Genomic DNA, 18,390 nt, shown 5'->3' with positions numbered 1-18,390 from the left:
GTGTGTCAGTCAATGGAAATGTTGACTGATGCACCGCTTTCGCGAGCAAGCCCGCTCCCACAGTGGTTTTGTGGTGTTTGATCATTCTTTATCCAACGCATTTCCTTGTGGGAGCGAGCCTGCTCGCGATGGCGCTCGGTCAGTCACAGCATCGTTGGCTGATACACCGCTATCGCGAGCGGGCTCGCTCCCACAATGGTTTTGTGTCGTTTGACAGTCTTGTGTCCAACGCATTTTCCTGTGGGAGCGAGCCTGCTCGCGATGGCGTCCGTTCAGTCACAGCATCGTTGGCTGATACACCGCTATCGCGAGCGGGCTCGCTCCCACAGTGGTTTTGTGTCGTTTGACAGTCTTGTATCCAACGCATTTCCTTGTGGGAGCGAGCCCGCTCGCGATGGCGCCCGTTCAGTCACAGCATCGTTGGCTGATACACCGCTATCGCGAGCAAGCTTGCTCCCACAAGGGGGCATTGCTCATTTTGAGAAAACGGTGAGCTTCGGCCTCGCCAAAATCACCCCACAGCGCCATACAGACGCAACGCCGCCCTCGGCTATACTCCCCAGCATTTTCAAGTGCCCGAGGTTTTACTGTGAAGAATTGGACATTGCGCCAACGCATCCTGGCGAGTTTTGCGGTGATCATCGCCATCATGTTGCTGATGGTCATTGTCTCGTATTCACGGTTATTGAAGATTCAGGACAGTGAAGAAAAGGTCCGGGCCGATGCGGTGCCGGGGGTGTATTACAGCTCCATGATTCGCGGTGGTTGGGTCGACAGCTACGTCTTGACCCAGCAAATCGTCGGTCTCTCGGGGAACCGGGAAATCACCGCCGAGGACAAGGCCCGTTACCAGAGCTTCGAGCAGCACCTGCGCGAAGAAATACAGAACTATCAAAAACTGATCCAGAACCCGGCCGACCAGGCCTCTTTCGACGAGTTCGAGGCCAATCACCTGGCGTTCAACCAGGCCATGGCAAAGGTCCTGGACTTGTACCAGCGCAAGGACTACGAAGGTGCTCGGCTGGCGCTGGATAAAGAGCTGACGCCAGAGTGGATTGGCGGTCGCGGGCATCTGAATCACATTATCGAGCGCAATCGTGAGCTGGCGGAAAACGCCACCCAGACCATCGGCGATGCGGTGACGGCGGCCAAGATCGCCATGGGCCTGTCGTTCCTGGTCGCGCTGATCATCGCCGTACTGTGCGGCCTGTTGCTGATGCGGGCGATCATGGCGCCGATGAACCGTATCGTCGAAATCCTCGAGGTCATGCGCAGTGGTGACCTGAGCGGGCGTCTGAACCTGGCGCGCAAAGACGAATTCGGTGCCGTGGAAACCGGCTTCAACGACATGATGGCCGAGCTGACCTCACTGGTGTCCCAGGCCCAGCGTTCGTCGGTGCAAGTCACCACCTCGGTCACCGAGATCGCCGCCACCTCGCGCCAGCAACAGGCCACCGCCACCGAAACCGCCGCCACCACCACCGAGATCGGCGCGACGTCCCGGGAAATCGCCGCCACCTCTCGCGACCTGGTGCGCACCATGACCGAAGTGTCCACTGCCGCCGACCAGGCTTCGGTGGCCGCCGGCTCCGGCCAGCAAGGCTTGGCGCGCATGGAAGAGACCATGCATTCGGTGATGGGCGCCGCCGACCTGGTGAACGCCAAGCTGGCGATCCTCAACGAGAAGGCCGGCAACATCAACCAGGTGGTGGTGACCATCGTCAAAGTGGCCGACCAGACCAACCTGTTGTCCCTCAACGCGGCCATCGAGGCCGAGAAGGCCGGTGAGTACGGTCGCGGTTTCGCCGTGGTTGCGACTGAAGTACGACGCTTGGCCGACCAGACCGCTGTGGCGACCTATGATATCGAGCAGATGGTGCGCGAGATCCAGTCCGCCGTATCGGCCGGCGTGATGGGCATGGACAAGTTCTCCGAAGAAGTGCGCCGGGGCATGGCCGAAGTGCAGCAGGTCGGCGAGCAACTGTCGCAGATCATCCATCAGGTCCAGGCCTTGGCGCCGAGGGTGTTGATGGTCAACGAGGGCATGCAGGCCCAGGCCACGGGGGCGGAGCAGATCAACCACGCCCTGGTGCAACTGGGCGATGCCAGCAGCCAGACCGTGGAGTCCCTGCGCCAGGCCAGTTCCGCCATCGACGAGCTGAGCCAGGTCGCCGTGGGGCTGCGCAGCGGCGTCTCGCGTTTCAAAGTCTGATGGGCGAGTTCGAGACCCGGCGTGGTGCCGCACTGACGGCCCGCCAGACGTTGTTCCTGGAGTTCCGCATCGGCAACGAGCGTTATGCCCTGCAGGCCATCGATGTGGTGGAAGTGTTGCCGCGCCTGCCCCTCAAGCCGATCGCCCGGGCGCCGTCCTGGGTGGCGGGGGTGTTTGCCTGGCGCGGGACGGTGGTGCCGGTGATCGACCTGTGCGCCCTGACCTTTGGCCAGAGTGCCGAGGCCAGGACCAGCACGCGACTGGTGCTGGTGCGCTATCAGGGCGACGCACAACAAACGGAACAGGTGTTGGGCCTGATCCTGGAACAGGCGACCGACACCGTGCGCTGCGACCCGACGGATTTCAAACCGTATGGCCTGGATAACCGACAGGCGCCGTACCTCGGTCCAGTCCGCGAAGATGCCCATGGATTGTTGCAATGGGTACGGGTCAATGACCTGCTCGATGAGTCCGTGCGTGCGCTGTTGTTTCCTACGCCGCCGCTGAACCTCGATGACCTCGAGGCGCGGCCATGAACAACGACCAGCGTTTTTTTGATTTTCTCAAGGAGCGCATCGGTCTGGATGTGACCTCCGTCGGTACCGCGATCATTGAACGGGCCGTACGCCAGCGCATCATTGCCGTGCCCGGGCGAACCGCCGATGAGTATTGGCAGGGCCTGCAGCATTCGGCCCAGGAGCAGCAGGCGCTGATCGAGGCGGTGATCGTCCCGGAGACCTGGTTCTTCCGCTATCCAGAATCCTTCGCGACCCTCGCCAGGCTGGCCGTCAAGCGCCTGGCCGAGATCAAGCACCTGCGTGCCCTGCGCATTCTCAGCTTGCCATGCTCCACCGGTGAAGAACCTTATTCGATTGCCATGGCCCTGCTCGACGCCGGCCTGGAGCCACATCAGTTCAAGGTGGACGGCCTGGACGTCAGCCCGCTGTCGGTGGCGCGGGCCAAGGAGGCACGTTACGGCAGGAATTCCTTCCGTGGTGCGGAGCTGGGTTTTCGCGAGCGGTATTTCGACGCCGAAGACGAGGGCTACCGCCTCAGCGAACGGGTGCGCGAACAGGTGCGCTTGCAAGTGGGCAACCTGCTGGATCCGGCCCTGCTGGTGAACGAGGCACCTTACGATTTTGTGTTTTGTCGCAACCTGCTGATCTATTTCGACCAGCCGACCCAGCAACAGGTGTTCGAGGTACTCAAGCGCCTGACCCATCAGGACGGCGTGCTGTTTATCGGCCCTGCCGAGGGCAGCTTGCTGGGACGACTGGGCATGCGCTCGATCGGGGTTGCCCAATCGTTCGCCTTCAGCCGCCAAGGGGCATCCGGGCCGCAACCGATGCCGGCCTTGATGCCTACGCCACTGCCGGTTCGTCAGCCACCGCCGCGTGTTGTCCCGCCGGTGATTCGGCCGCGGCCGTTTGCGGCGAGCAGAACGCCGATTGCCGAGCCCAAAGGCAGCGATGCCGCGACCTTGCTGGCCAATATCGCCGCCCTGGCCAACGGCGGCAAAAGCGCCGAGGCCCGTGCGGCTTGCGAAGAGTATTTGCGCAGCCACGCGCCAAACGCCCAGGTGTTCTATTGGTTGGGCCTGCTCAGTGACATGGCCGGCAGCGCGCTGGAAGCCCAGGGTTTTTACCGCAAGGCGCTTTATCTTGAACCGCAACACGCCGAGGCCCTGGTGCATCTGGCGGCGCTGCTGGCTTCCCAGGGAGACGCGGCCGGAGCCCGTCGATTGCAGGAACGTGCCGCCCGTAGTGGGCGCACGGCAGACAGTGAGCATAAACGATGAGCGGTTCGGCTTCTTACACCGTCACCCATGACGATGCCCAGGCAATCGACGACTGCTGGAATCGCATCGGGGTGCATGGCGACAAATCCTGTCCATTGTTGGCCGAGCATATCCACTGCCGTAATTGTTCAGTGTATTCGGCGGCCGCCACCCGGCTGCTCGACCGCTATGCCTTGCCGCACGATCAGCGGGATCTGTCCCTTGCCCCGGTAGACAGCGATGTCGTCACGCGCTCGCTGCTGATGTTCCGCCTCGGCGAGGAATGGCTGGGCCTGACGACGCGCAGCCTGGTGGAAGTGGCGCCGTTGCAGCCGATCCATTCCTTGCCTCACCAGCGTTCACGGGCCTTGCTGGGCGTGGCGAACGTGCGCGGGGCGTTGGTGGCTTGCTTGTCGCTGGCGGAGCTGTTGGACCTGGAAACCGGGATGGCGCCGGTTTCCGGCGCACGGGTAATGCCGCGCATGTTGATCGTCGCGGCCAAGGGCGGGCCAGTGGTGGTGCCGGTGGATGAGGTGGATGGCATCCACGCCATCGATGAGCGCATCCTGGCGAGCGCTTCGCAATCGGCGGCCAAGTACACCCGTGGCGTGCTGCCCTATAAGGGCCGCAGCCTGCGCTGGCTGGATGAAGAACAGTTGCTGTCCGCTGTGGCCCGGAGCCTGTCATGACCCCCGATCAGATGCGCGACACCTCGTTGCTGGAGCTGTTCAGCCTGGAAGCCGAAGCCCAGGTCCAGGTGCTGAGCGCCGGCCTGCTGGCCCTGGAGCGTGATCCGACCCAGGCCGATTACCTTGAATCGTGCATGCGTGCGGCGCATTCTCTCAAGGGCGCGGCGCGTATTGTCGGGGTGGACGCCGGGGTCAGTGTGGCCCATGTGATGGAAGATTGCCTGGTCAGCGCCCAGGAGCGTCGCCTGGTGCTGGGCGCCGAGCATATCGACGCCTTGTTGCAAGGCACTGACCTGCTGACACGCATCGCCACCCCGGGCAACAGCGTCGGCGCCCCGGAGATCGACGCCTACGTGGCGTTGATGGGCCGTCTGCTCGATCCCAACGCACCACAGGCCCCGGCGGTGGCGCCACCGATCATCGAGACACCCGTCGAGCCGGTACGCGTCGAGCTGCCGCAAGCGCCACTGCCCGAGGCAATGGAACCGGCGCCGAAACGCAAGCGGGTCACCGAAGGCGGCGAGCGGGTGCTGCGGGTCACGGCTGAGCGCCTCAACAGTTTGCTCGACCTGTCGAGCAAGTCCCTGGTAGAGACCCAGCGCCTCAAGCCCTGGCTGGCGACGCTGCAACGGCTCAAGCGCCAGCAAGGCAGTGGCTTGCGCGCCCTTGAAGAGCTGAATGTGCACCTCAAGGATCACGCCCTGAGCCTGCAAGCCCAGGAAGCCTTGGGCGATGCCCGCCGCTTGCTCGCCGAAACCCAGCAATTGCTGGCGCAGAAAACCGCCGAGCTGGATGAATTCGCCTGGCAGGCCAGTCAGCGGGCGCAAGTGCTCTACGACACTGCACTGGCCTGTCGCATGCGGCCGTTCGCCGATGTGCTTTCGGGTCAGGCACGAATGGTCCGTGACCTGGGCCGCAGCCTGGGCAAACAGGTGCGCCTGGAGATTGAGGGCGAGAAAACCCAGGTCGACCGTGATGTGCTGGAAAAGCTTGAAGCACCGCTGACCCACTTGTTGCGCAACGCCGTGGACCATGGCATCGAAACCCCGGAGCAACGGCTGCTGGCCGGCAAGCCCGCCGAAGGCCTGATCCGCCTGCGCGCCTCTCATCAGGCTGGCCTGCTGGTGTTGGAGCTGGCGGACGACGGTGCCGGGGTGGACCTGGAGCGGGTGCGCCGCAGTATCGTCGAGCGCGGCCTTTCACCTGAGCAAACCGCCGCCAGCCTGAGCGAAGAGGAACTGCTGACCTTCCTGTTCCTGCCCGGGTTCAGCCTGCGCGACACCGTCACCGAAGTGTCCGGGCGCGGAGTCGGCCTGGACGCCGTCCAGCATATGGTCCGGCAGTTGCGCGGCGCGGTGGTGCTGGAACAGACGGCGGGCGAGGGCAGTCGTTTCCATCTCGAGGTGCCACTGACGCTGTCGGTGGTGCGCAGCCTGGTGGTGGAAGTCGGTGATGAAGCCTACGCCTTTCCCCTGGCCCACATCGAGCGCATGTGCGACCTGGCGCTGGAAGACATCGTGCAGGTCGAAGGCCGCCAGCACTTCTGGCATGAAGGCCGGCACGTGGGGCTGGTCGCCGCCAGCCAGTTGCTCAATCGCCCGGCCACGCAGAACAACGGCCAGACCCTCAAGGTCGTGGTGATCCGCGAGCGCGAGACGATCTACGGCGTGGCGGTGGAGCGCTTCATCGGCGAGCGGACCCTGGTGGTCCTGCCCTTGGACGAACGCCTGGGCAAGGTCCAGGACATTTCCGCCGGGGCCTTGCTCGACGATGGTTCGGTGGTGTTGATCGTCGATGTCGAAGACCTGCTGCGTTCGGTGGACAAGTTGCTCGATACCGGGCGCCTGGAACGCATCGCCCGGCAGGACCAGGCCCAGGCCCCGCGCAAGCGGATCCTGGTGGTGGACGACTCCCTGACCGTGCGCGAGCTGCAACGCAAGTTGTTGCGGGGTCGCGGCTACGACGTGGCCGTGGCGGTGGATGGCATGGACGGCTGGAACGCCTTGCGCTCGGAGGATTTCGACCTGCTGATCACCGACATCGACATGCCGCGCATGGACGGTATCGAGTTGGTGTCGCTGTTGCGGCGTGACAACCGTTTGCAATCGTTGCCAGTGATGGTGGTCTCCTACAAGGACCGCGAAGAGGATCGCCGCCGTGGCCTGGACGCTGGCGCCGACTATTATCTGGCAAAGGCGAGTTTCCATGACGACGCCTTGCTCGACGCCGTGGTCGAATTGATCGGAGGGGCACGCGCTTGAAGATCGCCATCGTCAATGACATGCCCCTGGCGGTCGAGGCCCTGCGCCGCGCCCTGGCGTTCGAGCCGGCGCATCAACTGGTCTGGGTGGCCACCAACGGGGCCGAGGCGGTGCAGCGTTGCGCCGAATACACCCCGGACCTGATCCTGATGGACTTGCTCATGCCGATCATGGATGGCGTGGAGGCCACCCGGCGGATCATGGCCGACAGCCCATGTGCAATCGTGATTGTCACTGGTGACAGTCAGCAGAACGTCCACCGGGTGTTCGAGGCGATGGGCCATGGCGCGCTGGACGTGGTCGATACCCCGGCCCTGGGCGTCGGTAATCCGGCGGACGCGGCGGCACCGCTGCTGCGCAAGATCACCAACATCGGCTGGCTGATTGGTGAGCGCAACAAGCGTGAACGACCCGCGGCGGCGCCGCAGCGTGCGGCGGTGTCGCGCAAGAGCCTGGTGGCTATCGGATCGTCTGCGGGCGGGCCGGCGGCGCTGGAGGTGCTGCTCAAGGCGCTGCCACGTAACTTTGCCCCGGCCATCGTGCTGGTCCAGCACGTGGACGAGGTGTTCGCCGCCGGCATGGCCGAGTGGTTGGGCAGTGTATCGGGCCACACGGTGCGCCTGGCCCGGCATGGCGAAACGCCGCAAAGCGGCACCGTGTTGCTGGCCGGGACCAACCATCATCTGCGTTTGTTGAAGGACGGCACCCTGGCCTACACCGCCGAGCCGGTGAACGAGATCTACCGACCCTCCATCGATGTGTTTTTCGACAGTGTCGCCCAGTACTGGAGTGGCGACGCCGTGGGCGTATTGCTCACTGGCATGGGCCGTGATGGTGCACAAGGGCTTAAACTCATGCGCCAGCAGGGCTACGTGACCATCGCCCAGGACCAGCGCAGCAGTGCGGTGTACGGGATGCCCAAAGCGGCCGCCGCCATCGACGCCGCCGCCCATATTCTTGCCCTGGACGCTATCGCGCCACGGTTGTTGGAGATTTTTACCCCATGAAGAACCCTGCCAGCTTTGCCCCAGGCCGTATTCAGGTAAGCCACCATGAATGATCTGCAGCTCGACGAATTCAAGCGCGATGAGAACGCCGCCATGGTCTTGCTCGTCGATGACCAGGCGATGATCGGCGAAGCGGTGCGGCGCGGGTTGTCGAATGAAGAAAACATCGACTTCCACTTCTGCGCCGACCCGCACCAGGCCATCGCCCACGCGGTTCGCATCAAGCCGACGGTGATTCTCCAGGACCTGGTGATGCCCGGCCTCGACGGCCTGAGCCTGGTGCGCGAGTACCGCAACCATCCGGCCACCCGTGACATCCCGATCATCGTCCTGTCCACCAAGGAGGACCCCCTGGTCAAGAGCGCGGCGTTTGCCGCCGGGGCCAACGACTATCTGGTCAAGTTGCCGGACAACATCGAACTGGTGGCGCGCATCCGCTATCACTCGCGTTCCTACATGATGCTGTTGCAGCGCGACGCGGCCTATCGCGCACTGCGGGTCAGCCAGCAGCAACTGCTCGACACCAACCTGGTGCTGCAACGCCTGATGAACTCCGACGGCCTGACCGGGCTGTCCAATCGCCGGCACTTCGACGAGTACCTGGAGCTGGAATGGCGCAGGGCGATGCGCGACCAGAGCCAATTGTCGCTGTTGATGATCGACGTGGACTACTTCAAGGCCTACAACGACAACTTCGGTCACCTTGAGGGCGACGAAGCCCTGCGCAAGGTCGCCACGGCGATCCGCGACGCGTGCAGCCGTCCGTCCGACTTGCCGGCCCGCTACGGCGGCGAGGAGTTTGCCTTGGTACTGCCCGGCACCTCGCCCGGCGGTGCCCGGCTGATGGCGGAGAAACTGCGCCAGAACGTCGTCGCCCTGAAAATCCCCCACGCCACGCCCGACGGCGGCGAGAACCTGACCATCAGCATCGGTGTCTCGACCTTCACCCCCCAGCAGGGTAGCGATAGCCGGCAATTGATCTCGGCGGCGGATAAGGGGCTGTACGTGGCCAAGCACAGTGGGCGTAATCGGGTGGGGGTTGAATAGATCACCCTGGATGTCGACTGGGACGCCTTTGTGGCTGAGGGGCTTATTGTGGCGAGGGGATTTATCCCCGCTGGGCTGCGCAGCAGCCCCAAATACAGTCAACTCAATTTGCCTGGCACACCGAGTTGTCGGGTTTTTAGGGCTGCTTCGCAGCCCAGCGGGGATAAATCCCCTCGCCACAGGGGTATTGTGCAGAATCCCCCCCTGAACCTCATTGCCCCTAAAGCCGCCAGGCGGGCTGCCGCTGGCGCTTGATTACGTTATACTCGCCGGCTTTCAAAAGTTCGCCAACGAGTGCTGCCCGCCATGGAAATCAACCCGATCCTTAACACCATCAAGGACCTGTCCGAGCGCTCCGAAACTATTCGGGGGTATCTTTGACTACGATCAAAAGCATGAGCGTCTGACCGAAGTCAATCGCGAGCTTGAAGATCCGAATGTCTGGAACAACCCTTCGTACGCCCAGGAACTGGGCCGCGAACGCTCCGCGCTGGCGCAGATCGTCGAGACCCTGGACGAGTTGTCCAGCGGCCTGGCCGATTGCCGCGACCTGCTGGACATGGCTGTCGAAGAGAACGATGAAGGCGCGGTCGGCGATGTCGTCGCCGAGCTGACACGCCTTGACGAGAACCTCGCCAAGCTGGAATTCCGCCGCATGTTCAGCGGTGAGATGGACATGAACAACGCCTACCTGGACATCCAGGCCGGTTCCGGCGGCACCGAAGCCCAGGACTGGGCCAACATCCTGCTGCGCATGTACCTGCGCTGGGCTGACAAACGCGGTTTCGACGCCACCATCATGGAGCTGTCGGCCGGTGAAGTGGCCGGGATCAAAGGCGCCACCGTGCACATCAAGGGCGAATACGCCTTTGGCTGGCTGCGTACCGAAATCGGCGTGCACCGCCTGGTGCGCAAGAGCCCATTCGACTCCGGCAACCGTCGCCACACCTCGTTCTCGGCGGTGTTCGTGTCGCCGGAAATCGATGACAACATCGAGATCGAGATCAACCCGGCGGACCTGCGCATCGATACCTACCGCTCCTCCGGGGCCGGTGGCCAGCACGTTAACACCACCGACTCGGCCGTACGGATCACCCACGTACCGACCAACACCGTGGTCAGCTGCCAGAACGAGCGTTCCCAGCACGCCAACAAAGACACCGCGATGAAGATGCTGCGGGCCCGCCTGTACGAGCAGGAAGTGCAGAAGCGCAACGCGGCGTCCCAGGCCCTGGAAGACACCAAGTCGGACATCGGCTGGGGTCACCAGATCCGTTCGTACGTGCTCGACGCCTCGCGGATCAAGGATCTGCGTACCAGCATCGAACGCAGCGATTGCGACAAGGTGCTCGACGGCGATATCGATGAATACCTGATCGCCAGCCTCAAACAAGGGCTGTAACGCGACACCCATGCGGCGGGCAGGCACGCTTCCATCAGGGAGCGCGGCTCGCCCGCAAACTCCGGCCCCGGGGCCGGGGGCAACGAACCTGTGATGGAATCCTTAAAGACATGAGCGACCTAGAACTCGACCCGCAAGCCCTGCAACAGGAAGAAAACTCCCTGATCGCCCTGCGCAAGGAAAAGCTTGCTGCCGAGCGTGCCAAGGGCCAGGCCTTCCCGAACGACTTCCGCCGCGACGCCTACTGCGACGTCTTGCAGAAGAAGTACGCGGACAAGACCAAGGAAGAGCTGGCCGAGGCGGCGATTCCAGTCAAGGTGGCCGGTCGCATCATGCTCGATCGCGGTTCGTTCATGGTGATCCAGGACATGACCGGGCGCATCCAGGTCTACGTCAATCGCAAGACCCTGCCGGAAGAAACCCTGGCCGCCGTCAAGACCTGGGACCTGGGCGACATCATCGCCGCCGAAGGCACCCTGGCCCGTTCCGGCAAGGGCGACCTGTACGTCGAAATGACCAGCGTGCGCCTGCTGACCAAATCCCTGCGCCCACTGCCGGACAAGCACCACGGCCTGACCGACACCGAGCAGCGCTATCGCCAGCGCTACGTCGACCTGATCGTCAACGAAGATGTGCGCCAGACGTTCCGCGTGCGCTCGCAGGTCATCGCCCATATCCGCAGCTTCCTGATGAAGCGTGACTTCCTGGAAGTCGAGACGCCGATGCTGCAGACCATTCCCGGTGGCGCGGCGGCCAAGCCGTTCGAGACCCACCACAACGCCCTGGACATGGAAATGTTCCTGCGTATCGCGCCGGAGCTGTACCTCAAGCGCCTGGTTGTCGGTGGCTTCGAGAAAGTCTTCGAGATCAACCGCAACTTCCGTAACGAAGGCGTTTCGACCCGGCACAACCCCGAGTTCACCATGCTCGAGTTCTACCAGGCCTACGCCGACTACGAAGACAACATGGACCTGACCGAGGAACTGTTCCGCGAGCTGGCGCAGCTTGTTCTCGGGACTACCGATGTGCCGTACGGCGACAAGGTGTTCCACTTCGGCGAACCGTTCGTGCGCCTGTCGGTGTTCGACTCGATCCTCAAGTACAACCCTGAGATCAGCGCCGCTGACCTGAACGACATCGACAAGGCCCGTGCCATCGCCAAGAAGGCCGGGGCCAAGGTGCTCGGCTTCGAAGGCCTGGGCAAGCTGCAAGTGATGATTTTCGAAGAGCTGGTCGAGCACAAGCTGGAACAGCCGCACTTCATCACCCAGTACCCGTTCGAAGTGTCGCCGCTGGCCCGTCGTAACGACGAGAACCCAAGCGTGACCGACCGTTTCGAGCTGTTCATCGGCGGCCGCGAGATTGCCAACGCCTATTCCGAGCTCAACGATGCCGAAGACCAGGCCGAGCGCTTCATGGCCCAGGTGGCCGACAAGGACGCCGGCGACGATGAAGCCATGCATTACGATGCCGACTTCGTGCGTGCCCTGGAGTACGGCATGCCGCCGACCGCTGGTGAAGGCATCGGCATCGATCGCCTGGTGATGTTGTTGACCAACTCACCGTCGATCCGGGATGTGATTCTCTTCCCGCACATGCGGCCTCAAGCGTAAGTGTTTCAACTAAAAAGCCGCCTGGAAGGGCGGCTTTTTATTGCCTGTCTGGTACAAACGTATCAATTGGTTACTTTTGAGAAAAAGAGGAAAACCTGTCGTGAATCGTGCAATGGCTCCAGAAGGTGCAGCGGGCGTCGCCACTGCTGTCGCTGAAAGTGTTCAGTACCAGGGTCGCAAGGCCAGCCGACAGGGCAGTGAGCAGCGTCGCCAGGAGATTCTCGACGCGGCCATGCGCATCGTGGTGCGCGATGGCGTGCGCGCGGTGCGCCACCGCGCCGTGGCTGCCGAAGCCTGCGTGCCGCTGTCGGCCACCACGTACTATTTCAAGGACATCGATGACCTGCTCACCGACACCTTTGCCCAGTACGTGGAACGCAGCGCGGCATTCATGGCCAAGTTGTGGACCAACAACGAAGGCCTGCTGCGGGAAATGGTCGCCTATGGGGACGGCAGCCCCCAAGCGCGCTCGCAACTGGCGGACGACATTGCCCGGATGACCGCCGACTATGTGCAGCACCAACTGGACAGTCGCCGCGAGTACCTGATGGCCGAACAGGCCTTTCGCCAGGAAGCGCTGCTCAACCCACGCCTGGCGGAGTTGGTGCGTTCCCACCAGCAGATTTTGCTGCACGGCACGTGTCAGTTTTTCCAGGTATTAGGCTCCCGCGAGCCGCAACAGGATGCCAAAGTGTTGACGGCGATTATCGGACGGATGGAATATCAGGGCTTGCTCAATGGCGCCGAGCCGGTAGCCGATGAAGATATGCTCGGTATCCTGACCCGCTACATGCACCTGGTACTGGCGTCGGTGTAACCCCGATGGGTTCACCACAGCCTCTGTGGCGAGCGGATTTATCCCCGCTGGGCTGCGAAGCAGCCCCAAAACCAGCCAACTCGGTACATCTGGCTAACTGAGCTGACTGCAAGGGGGCTGCTTCGCAGCCCAACGGGGATAAATCCCCTCGCCACAGAGGACACAGGCAACCTGTGCCATAGGGAGTTCCAATGAAAGCCTGGCGTGCCGTCGTACTGGCCGTGTCGTTGCTGTTGCTCAGTGGCTGCCTGGTGTCCTTCAAGGCTCCGTTGCCGGAGAGCGAAGCGGCGCCCAAGGGCTTGCTCGGTCACTGGACCAGCACCAACGCCTGGGGTGAGCCGTTGAACCTGGAGCTGACCGAGATCGGCAAACACCACTACCAGGCCATCAGCTACTTCAGGGCCAGGCCCCACGAGCGCGAAGCCATCCCGCTGACCGTCTCCCGTCATGGCAGCCGCTGGTACCTGTCGGCCAAGGTGCCGGCACGGTATGGCGGGCATTACGTGATCGCAGGTTTCGAACTGACCGATAAACAGGAACTGGTGGTGTACAACCTGGATCTGGAGCAGATCAACCAGGCCATCGGCCAGAAACGCCTCAGCGGCCAGCCGAACCAGAGCGAGGAAGGCGAGGGCGTGCTGGTGGACAGCGATATGAACAAGGTCTTCAGTTACCTCGACGACCCGGCCAATTCCGATGTGTTCTCGGAGGCCGTGCGTTACCAGCGGCTGGTCAAATCCCAATAACAGCAACAAGCGGACGTTTTTTCACAGGAGTTCCGGGTGGACGATTACCAGCAGACGATACGCACCTTGTCCGATCGCATTGTGCTGGCGCAAACGCCGATTCGCATTCTCGACGCGGTGAAATGGGATGACAGCATCCGTAAGGGATTTCTCAAGGCCAAGGGCAAGGAAATGCCCGCCGTGGACCGCGACTATTACCTCAACCGGCCGCTGTCCTTCGATTCCAGCAAAGTGAAGCTGGAGTTCCAGAACATCGAGCGTGACATCACTCGCCAACTCGGGCAGTTCAACCCGGTCGGCCAGATCATGCGCCGCATGTGCAAGGAATACCGCATGGTGGTGCGCATGCTCGAAGCGCGCGGCACCGAGGATTTCGGGCTGATTTCCCAGGAGCTGTACGGCGCTGCCTCCGATGCTTTCCACGCCGGCGACCCGACCCTGGCGGACCTGGGATTGATGCTGTCCGACTATCTGAACAACATCGATGGCCGTGGCGACCTGAAGGACGAGCCGAAGATCCTCACCGCCAAGGACGCCGTCAGCCTGCTGCAACACCGGCTCAACCGGGTGTTCGGCGAAGCCGAGGAAACCATCCGCGTGTTCGAGTCCGATGGCATCGTGGCCGATGCGGCGGCGGGGGCGGACTACATCAAGATCCGCACCGATGCGATGTTCAACGAGCGTGACGTGCGGGCGCTGGAGGTCCACGAAGGGCTGGTGCACGTCGGCACCACCCTCAACGGCCTGAACCAGCCGATCTGCACCTTCCTGTCCAAGGGGCCGCCCTCATCCACCGTGACCCAGGAAGGCCTGGCGATCCTGATGGAGATCATCACTTTCGCCTCCTACCCCAGTCGCCTGCGCAAACTCACCAACCGCACCCGCGCCATCCATATGGTGGAGGAGGGCGCCGATTTCCTGCAGATCTTCGAGTTCTTCCGTGAGCAGGGTTTCGAGATGGCCGAAAGCTACGGCAACGCCAGTCGGGTTTTCCGGGGTTCGGTGCCGACCGGTCTGCCATTCACCAAAGACTTGTCCTACCTCAAGGGCTTCATCATGGTTTACAACTACATTCAGTTGGCCGTGCGCAAGGGCAAGCTGGAACAGGTGCCACTGCTGTTCTGCGGCAAGACCACGCTTGAGGACATGCGCACTCTGCGGCAACTGGTGGATGAAGGCCTGGTCGTGCCGCCCAAGTACCTGCCCGAGCAGTTCCGCGACATGAACGCGCTGTCGGCCTGGATGTGTTTCTCCAACTTCCTGAACCACCTGAGCCTGGATCGGATCGAAGCGGATTATTCCAATATCCTTTGAACACAACACGATGCGGTTAAAAATGTGGGAGCGAGCCTGCTCGCGATAGCGGTATTCCAGTCAACATTGATGTTGAATGTCCGACCGCTATCGCGAGCAGGCTCGCTCCCACAGGGGGACTGTTTATAACTTCTGATTTTGCGAGGTTTCACCGGATGCGAACCCTCGGCATCATTTGCCTGTTGCTGGCCCTGAGCGGTTGCAGCTCCCTGCTGTTCTACCCCGAGCGCGGCCTGCCGTTCACCCCGGAGCGGGCCAGGCTCGAGTACCGCGACGTCACCCTGACCACCGCCGACGGTCTCAAGCTCCGTGGCTGGTGGCTGCCGGTCAAACCCGGCGTGGAGGTCAAGGGCACGGTCCTGCATTTGCACGGCAACGGCGGCAACCTGGCCTGGCACCTGGGTGGGAGTTGGTGGTTGCCGGAGCAGGGTTATCAGGTGCTGATGGTCGACTACCGTGGTTACGGCGTGTCCGAAGGTGAGCCGAGTCTGCCGGCGATTTATCAGGACATCGACGCGGCGTTCAAATGGCTCGATCAATCTCCCGATGTCCAAGGCAAGCCACTGGTGCTGCTCGGCCAGAGCCTGGGCGGCGCGTTGGCGGTGCATTACCTGGTGGAACATCCCCAGCGGCAACGGCAGCTCAAAGCCCTGGTGCTCGATGGCGTGCCGGCCAGCTATCGCGACGTCGGGCGTTTCGCCCTGAGCACTTCGTGGTTGACCTGGGCGTTCCAGGTGCCGCTGTCCTGGCTGGTGCCCGACGGTGACAGCGCGATCGCCTCCGTGGCGCAATTGACCGGCGTGCCGAAATTGATCTACCACAGCCTGGATGATCCCATCGTGCCTCTTTCCAATGGCATCCGTCTGTATCAAGCTGCGCCGCCGCCGCGGGTCCTGCAACTGACCCGGGGCGGCCATGTGCAGACGTTCGCCGACCCGGTCTGGCGCACAGTGATGCTGCGTTACCTTGACGACCCCGAGCACTTTGACGGCCTGCGCCGCCTGGGCGAAGTCCCGAATTATCCGAAATCACCCGTTGAATCTTCAGAGAGCCCGCAATGAGCGAAGAACGTAACGCCATCCCCCTGATCATCACCGGTATCTGCAGCATCCTCGGCACCGTCGCGGTGCTCTGGTACTACGGCTACCTGCACTTCGCCAAACCCGAGGACGCGTTGCTGCTCAATGAATTCACCATGCTCAAGACCGTGCCGGGCGAAGACTATAAGGTCGCCCTGGAACCGGCGCCGCAGGTGGCCCAATGCATCGACGGCGTGCTGGTGTTGTTCGACACCGAACAGAAAGGCCTGACCGGCGTGCTGATCAACGAGAAGAAGCGCGCGGTGCGATGCATGGGGCAGGAGACGCCACAAAAATTGCAGCCGTAAGCAACCCCCCTGTGGGAGCGAGCCTGCTCGCGATAGCGGCAGGTCAGTTGCATAGGTGTTTAGTGAACCACCGCTATCGCGAGCAGGCTCGCTCCCACAGGGAATATGGCTGGCTCAAAAATGTGTTCGTCCATGAAAAAGCCCCGCCTGATTAACTCAGGCGGGGCTTTTTTGTTGCACTCAGCCGATCAGTTGGCGCTCATGGTCGAACGCGGGGCCACTGGCTGGTTGTCGTTGGAGATGGTCACTTCCACCCGACGGTTCATGGCACGGCCCGAGACACTGGTGTTATCGGCCACCGGGAATTCCTTGCCGTAACCCTGGGTCACGATCCGCTTCGGATCGACGCCCATTTTCACCAGCGCGAGTTGCACGGAACTGGCGCGGCGCTCGGACAGCGACTGGTTGTAGGAGTCCGAACCGGTGCTGTCGGTGTAGCCTTCGACGATCACCTTGCGGTCCGGGTTTTCCTGGAGGAACTGCGCCAGTTTGCTCACGTTCGTCATACCGCTGGCGCGCAGCTCGGACTTGTTGGTGGCGAACAATACGTCACCGAAGGTCACCAGCGTACCGCGCTCGGTCTGCTTGGCGTTCAGGCTGTCCTGCAATTGCTTGATCTGCGCATTCCGCGCATCGAGCAAGGCGCGGGCACGTTCGTCACCGGCGTTTTTCAGCTCGGCTTCGGCGTTGCGCAGGGCAATGGTCTGCTTGGCCACTTCGACGCGTTGGTTGGTCAGGTAGGCCAACTGGTCGACCTTGGCTTCGTCTTCCTTGTCCATATAGGCCTTGTCAGCCTTGGCCAGGAAGTCGGCGGCGTCCTTGGTTTCCAGTGCGGCCACTTTCGTCGCCGCCGGGTCAGCCTGCAGACCGTTGTAGTTGGTGCGAGCCTGTTCCAGGTTCACGTTCGGGTCGTGGGAGCAAGCGGCCAGGGCTACGCAGGCAGCGAGCAGGGCGGGCATCATCAAGTGTTTGTGCATCATAGTCTGTCGTCCTTTTATCAATGAGAAGTACGTCGTGGCGTGAACGGCTTACTGAACCTTGTTCATGCCTTCCTGACGCAGTTCCTGAACCCCTTTCTGAGAGTCCTTGAGGGCTTGTTCGGCCTTGGCGGCCTGGGCCTTGCGCTCGGCGACGCGGGCGTCCCACTCGGCCTGTTCGGCCAGACGCTTGGCTTCTGCGTAGTTCTTGTCATGCATGGCGATCTCGGCCTGCTTAAGCTTGTCCTGGGCCGATTTCATTTCCACCGCGGCGAATTCGGTACCGCCGGCGCTGACGGCGCTGTTGACCGCCGATTGGGTCACCGCGTACTGCTCCGAAGGTGGATTGCCGGCACAACCGGCGAGGATGAAGCTGCTACCGATAGCCAGGGCAGCCAACTTCAAGCCGCGCAGGCCAGTGGATGAGGGTTTGGCAGTGCAGGTATTCATAGGCTTCAACTCCATTGGAAAACTCCTGAAAAAACTACAAATCCATGCTGGGACCGAAGCTGTGACGTGTGGGTTGGCGCGGGCGCCAAGGCGCGTTTATTTAAACGACCGTTCCAGTATGGTTACTCGGTGTGACCCAAGGCGTTTTTCAAAAGTTCAGCGAGGATGGCCATTCGCCAAAAGAATTACTGACTGATCGGTCAGTGGCAGAAAAGCTGAACTTTCCAGGCGCGCAGCGGTATTGCGGCGCAGTGGAAAGAGACACCGCGCCGCAAAATCGCAACCTGGAAATGAAGGACGTCAGTGTTTGGATTTGTCGTTCTGCGAGGAAAGTTCGTGCAGATGCCGACGGGACAACGCGAGGAATCGAGGCGTCGGGCCCACGTCTTCGTACAGCGGGTCGCCTTCTTCATCGGTGGCGACGACTTGCGAACCCTTGACGTAGGGGAAGCTTGCTTCCAGTTCTTCCAGCGCCGCCCCGATCAGTTCGCCCAGCAGCTCTTCGGGCTGGCGCTTGGGGTACATGTCGCAGATCGCTGCCAGCCGTGCGGCGGCTTCCACGTCCAGATGGATCGTGTAGCCGGTCTGGGTCAGGCGGCCCTTGGCGTTTTCTTCCCAATGCTGGGCAAGTTCACGAATTTTCATGATGACCTCAATCAGCCTGCTCGTGGCAGGCGCGGTGAGTGACAAG

Annotated in this window: 17 protein-coding genes; 14 read left to right on the top strand and 3 right to left on the bottom strand. The window is 62.2% G+C overall.

Annotation, left to right across the window (positions count from 1 at the left end):
• Positions 1–589 precede the first annotated feature (589 nt).
• The 14 genes from AC30D9_RS11925 to AC30D9_RS11860 all read left to right on the top strand — a co-directional run bounded on the left by AC30D9_RS11925 (position 590) and on the right by AC30D9_RS11860 (position 16,272).
• Positions 590–2,212 carry a methyl-accepting chemotaxis protein gene (locus AC30D9_RS11925; protein ID WP_490144084.1) on the top strand — a complete coding sequence of 541 codons (1,623 nt, stop codon included), beginning with the start codon at positions 590–592 and terminating at the stop codon, positions 2,210–2,212.
• Entirely contained in the window at positions 2,212–2,748 is a 537-nt protein-coding gene (locus AC30D9_RS11920; RefSeq protein ID WP_490144083.1) for a chemotaxis protein CheW, read from the top strand. Before AC30D9_RS11925 ends, AC30D9_RS11920 begins: the two co-directional genes overlap by 1 nt.
• Positions 2,745–4,010, top strand: coding sequence for a CheR family methyltransferase (locus AC30D9_RS11915; protein WP_490144082.1), 1,266 nt, complete (start codon positions 2,745–2,747; stop codon positions 4,008–4,010). Before AC30D9_RS11920 ends, AC30D9_RS11915 begins: the two co-directional genes overlap by 4 nt.
• Positions 4,007–4,678, top strand: a complete 672-nt coding sequence (locus AC30D9_RS11910) for a chemotaxis protein CheW (protein WP_490144081.1) — start codon at positions 4,007–4,009, stop codon at positions 4,676–4,678. Before AC30D9_RS11915 ends, AC30D9_RS11910 begins: the two co-directional genes overlap by 4 nt.
• Positions 4,675–6,939 (top strand): hybrid sensor histidine kinase/response regulator, encoded by a 2,265-nt coding sequence (locus tag AC30D9_RS11905; protein ID WP_134922951.1) that lies wholly within the window; start codon positions 4,675–4,677, stop codon positions 6,937–6,939. Before AC30D9_RS11910 ends, AC30D9_RS11905 begins: the two co-directional genes overlap by 4 nt.
• On the top strand, positions 6,936–7,946 hold the full coding sequence (locus AC30D9_RS11900; protein WP_134922952.1) for a chemotaxis response regulator protein-glutamate methylesterase: 1,011 nt from the start codon (positions 6,936–6,938) through the stop codon (positions 7,944–7,946). The genes AC30D9_RS11905 and AC30D9_RS11900 overlap by 4 nt, the downstream gene beginning before the upstream one ends.
• A 45-nt stretch (positions 7,947–7,991) precedes the next feature.
• Positions 7,992–8,993: a diguanylate cyclase domain-containing protein gene (locus tag AC30D9_RS11895; protein WP_134922953.1), complete on the top strand. Its 1,002-nt coding sequence runs from the start codon at positions 7,992–7,994 to the stop codon at positions 8,991–8,993.
• Between the two features lie 306 nt (positions 8,994–9,299).
• Positions 9,300–10,395 (top strand): peptide chain release factor 2 gene (prfB, locus tag AC30D9_RS11890; protein WP_095963568.1). Its coding sequence is split into 2 segments (ribosomal slippage): positions 9,300–9,371 and positions 9,373–10,395, totalling 1,095 coding nucleotides; the frame shifts between segments, so codons are not numbered across the junction.
• 110 nt (positions 10,396–10,505) lie between these two features.
• Positions 10,506–12,008, top strand: a complete 1,503-nt coding sequence (gene lysS, locus AC30D9_RS11885) for a lysine--tRNA ligase (RefSeq protein WP_134922954.1) — start codon at positions 10,506–10,508, stop codon at positions 12,006–12,008.
• A 100-nt stretch (positions 12,009–12,108) separates the two neighbouring features.
• The gene (locus tag AC30D9_RS11880) at positions 12,109–12,825 is read left to right on the top strand and encodes a TetR/AcrR family transcriptional regulator (RefSeq protein WP_490144080.1); all 717 of its coding nucleotides are present in this window, start codon (positions 12,109–12,111) and stop codon (positions 12,823–12,825) included.
• A 191-nt stretch (positions 12,826–13,016) separates the two neighbouring features.
• The gene (locus tag AC30D9_RS11875) at positions 13,017–13,571 is read left to right on the top strand and encodes a hypothetical protein (RefSeq protein WP_134922956.1); all 555 of its coding nucleotides are present in this window, start codon (positions 13,017–13,019) and stop codon (positions 13,569–13,571) included.
• Between the two features lie 36 nt (positions 13,572–13,607).
• On the top strand, positions 13,608–14,885 hold the full coding sequence (locus AC30D9_RS11870; RefSeq protein WP_109753678.1) for a flavohemoglobin expression-modulating QEGLA motif protein: 1,278 nt from the start codon (positions 13,608–13,610) through the stop codon (positions 14,883–14,885).
• Between the two features lie 155 nt (positions 14,886–15,040).
• On the top strand, positions 15,041–15,946 hold the full coding sequence (locus AC30D9_RS11865; RefSeq protein ID WP_490144079.1) for an alpha/beta hydrolase: 906 nt from the start codon (positions 15,041–15,043) through the stop codon (positions 15,944–15,946).
• A complete protein-coding gene (locus AC30D9_RS11860) occupies positions 15,943–16,272 on the top strand; it encodes a PA3694 family proteiin (protein WP_045155163.1) in 330 nt (109 codons plus the stop codon). Before AC30D9_RS11865 ends, AC30D9_RS11860 begins: the two co-directional genes overlap by 4 nt.
• Positions 16,273–16,460: 188 nt before the next feature.
• Here AC30D9_RS11860 and lptF read toward each other — a convergent pair whose 3' ends face one another.
• The 3 genes from lptF to AC30D9_RS11845 all read right to left on the bottom strand — a co-directional run bounded on the left by lptF (position 16,461) and on the right by AC30D9_RS11845 (position 18,344).
• Positions 16,461–17,249, bottom strand: coding sequence for a lipotoxin F family OmpA-related lipoprotein LptF (gene lptF / locus AC30D9_RS11855; protein ID WP_134926581.1), 789 nt, complete (start codon positions 17,247–17,249; stop codon positions 16,461–16,463).
• A gap of 51 nt (positions 17,250–17,300) precedes the next feature.
• Positions 17,301–17,714: a DUF4398 domain-containing protein gene (locus AC30D9_RS11850; RefSeq protein WP_109753680.1), complete on the bottom strand. Its 414-nt coding sequence runs from the start codon at positions 17,712–17,714 to the stop codon at positions 17,301–17,303.
• Positions 17,715–17,999: 285 nt separating this feature from the next.
• On the bottom strand, positions 18,000–18,344 hold the full coding sequence (locus AC30D9_RS11845; RefSeq protein ID WP_003184992.1) for a hypothetical protein: 345 nt from the start codon (positions 18,342–18,344) through the stop codon (positions 18,000–18,002).
• Between the last annotated feature and the right edge of the window lie 46 nt (positions 18,345–18,390).

Source organism: Pseudomonas sp. DF11 (genome assembly GCF_058148565.1).
The sequence above is the reverse complement of the archived record's forward strand: the minus strand, read 5'-3'. Positions and strand labels throughout refer to the sequence as shown.

What these genes read in the sequence shown, in the direction of transcription:
- lptF (WP_134926581.1), bottom strand. Translation starts at nt 17,249, where the DNA reads ATGCACAAACACTTGATGATGCCCGCCCTGCTCGCTGCCTGCGTAGCC.
- AC30D9_RS11910 (WP_490144081.1), top strand. Translation starts at nt 4,007, where the DNA reads ATGAGCGGTTCGGCTTCTTACACCGTCACCCATGACGATGCCCAGGCA.
- AC30D9_RS11905 (WP_134922951.1), top strand. Translation starts at nt 4,675, where the DNA reads ATGACCCCCGATCAGATGCGCGACACCTCGTTGCTGGAGCTGTTCAGC.
- AC30D9_RS11860 (WP_045155163.1), top strand. Translation starts at nt 15,943, where the DNA reads ATGAGCGAAGAACGTAACGCCATCCCCCTGATCATCACCGGTATCTGC.
- AC30D9_RS11850 (WP_109753680.1), bottom strand. Translation starts at nt 17,714, where the DNA reads ATGGAGTTGAAGCCTATGAATACCTGCACTGCCAAACCCTCATCCACT.
- lysS (WP_134922954.1), top strand. Translation starts at nt 10,506, where the DNA reads ATGAGCGACCTAGAACTCGACCCGCAAGCCCTGCAACAGGAAGAAAAC.
- AC30D9_RS11915 (WP_490144082.1), top strand. Translation starts at nt 2,745, where the DNA reads ATGAACAACGACCAGCGTTTTTTTGATTTTCTCAAGGAGCGCATCGGT.
- AC30D9_RS11865 (WP_490144079.1), top strand. Translation starts at nt 15,041, where the DNA reads ATGCGAACCCTCGGCATCATTTGCCTGTTGCTGGCCCTGAGCGGTTGC.
- AC30D9_RS11920 (WP_490144083.1), top strand. Translation starts at nt 2,212, where the DNA reads ATGGGCGAGTTCGAGACCCGGCGTGGTGCCGCACTGACGGCCCGCCAG.
- AC30D9_RS11895 (WP_134922953.1), top strand. Translation starts at nt 7,992, where the DNA reads ATGAATGATCTGCAGCTCGACGAATTCAAGCGCGATGAGAACGCCGCC.
- AC30D9_RS11845 (WP_003184992.1), bottom strand. Translation starts at nt 18,344, where the DNA reads ATGAAAATTCGTGAACTTGCCCAGCATTGGGAAGAAAACGCCAAGGGC.
- AC30D9_RS11875 (WP_134922956.1), top strand. Translation starts at nt 13,017, where the DNA reads ATGAAAGCCTGGCGTGCCGTCGTACTGGCCGTGTCGTTGCTGTTGCTC.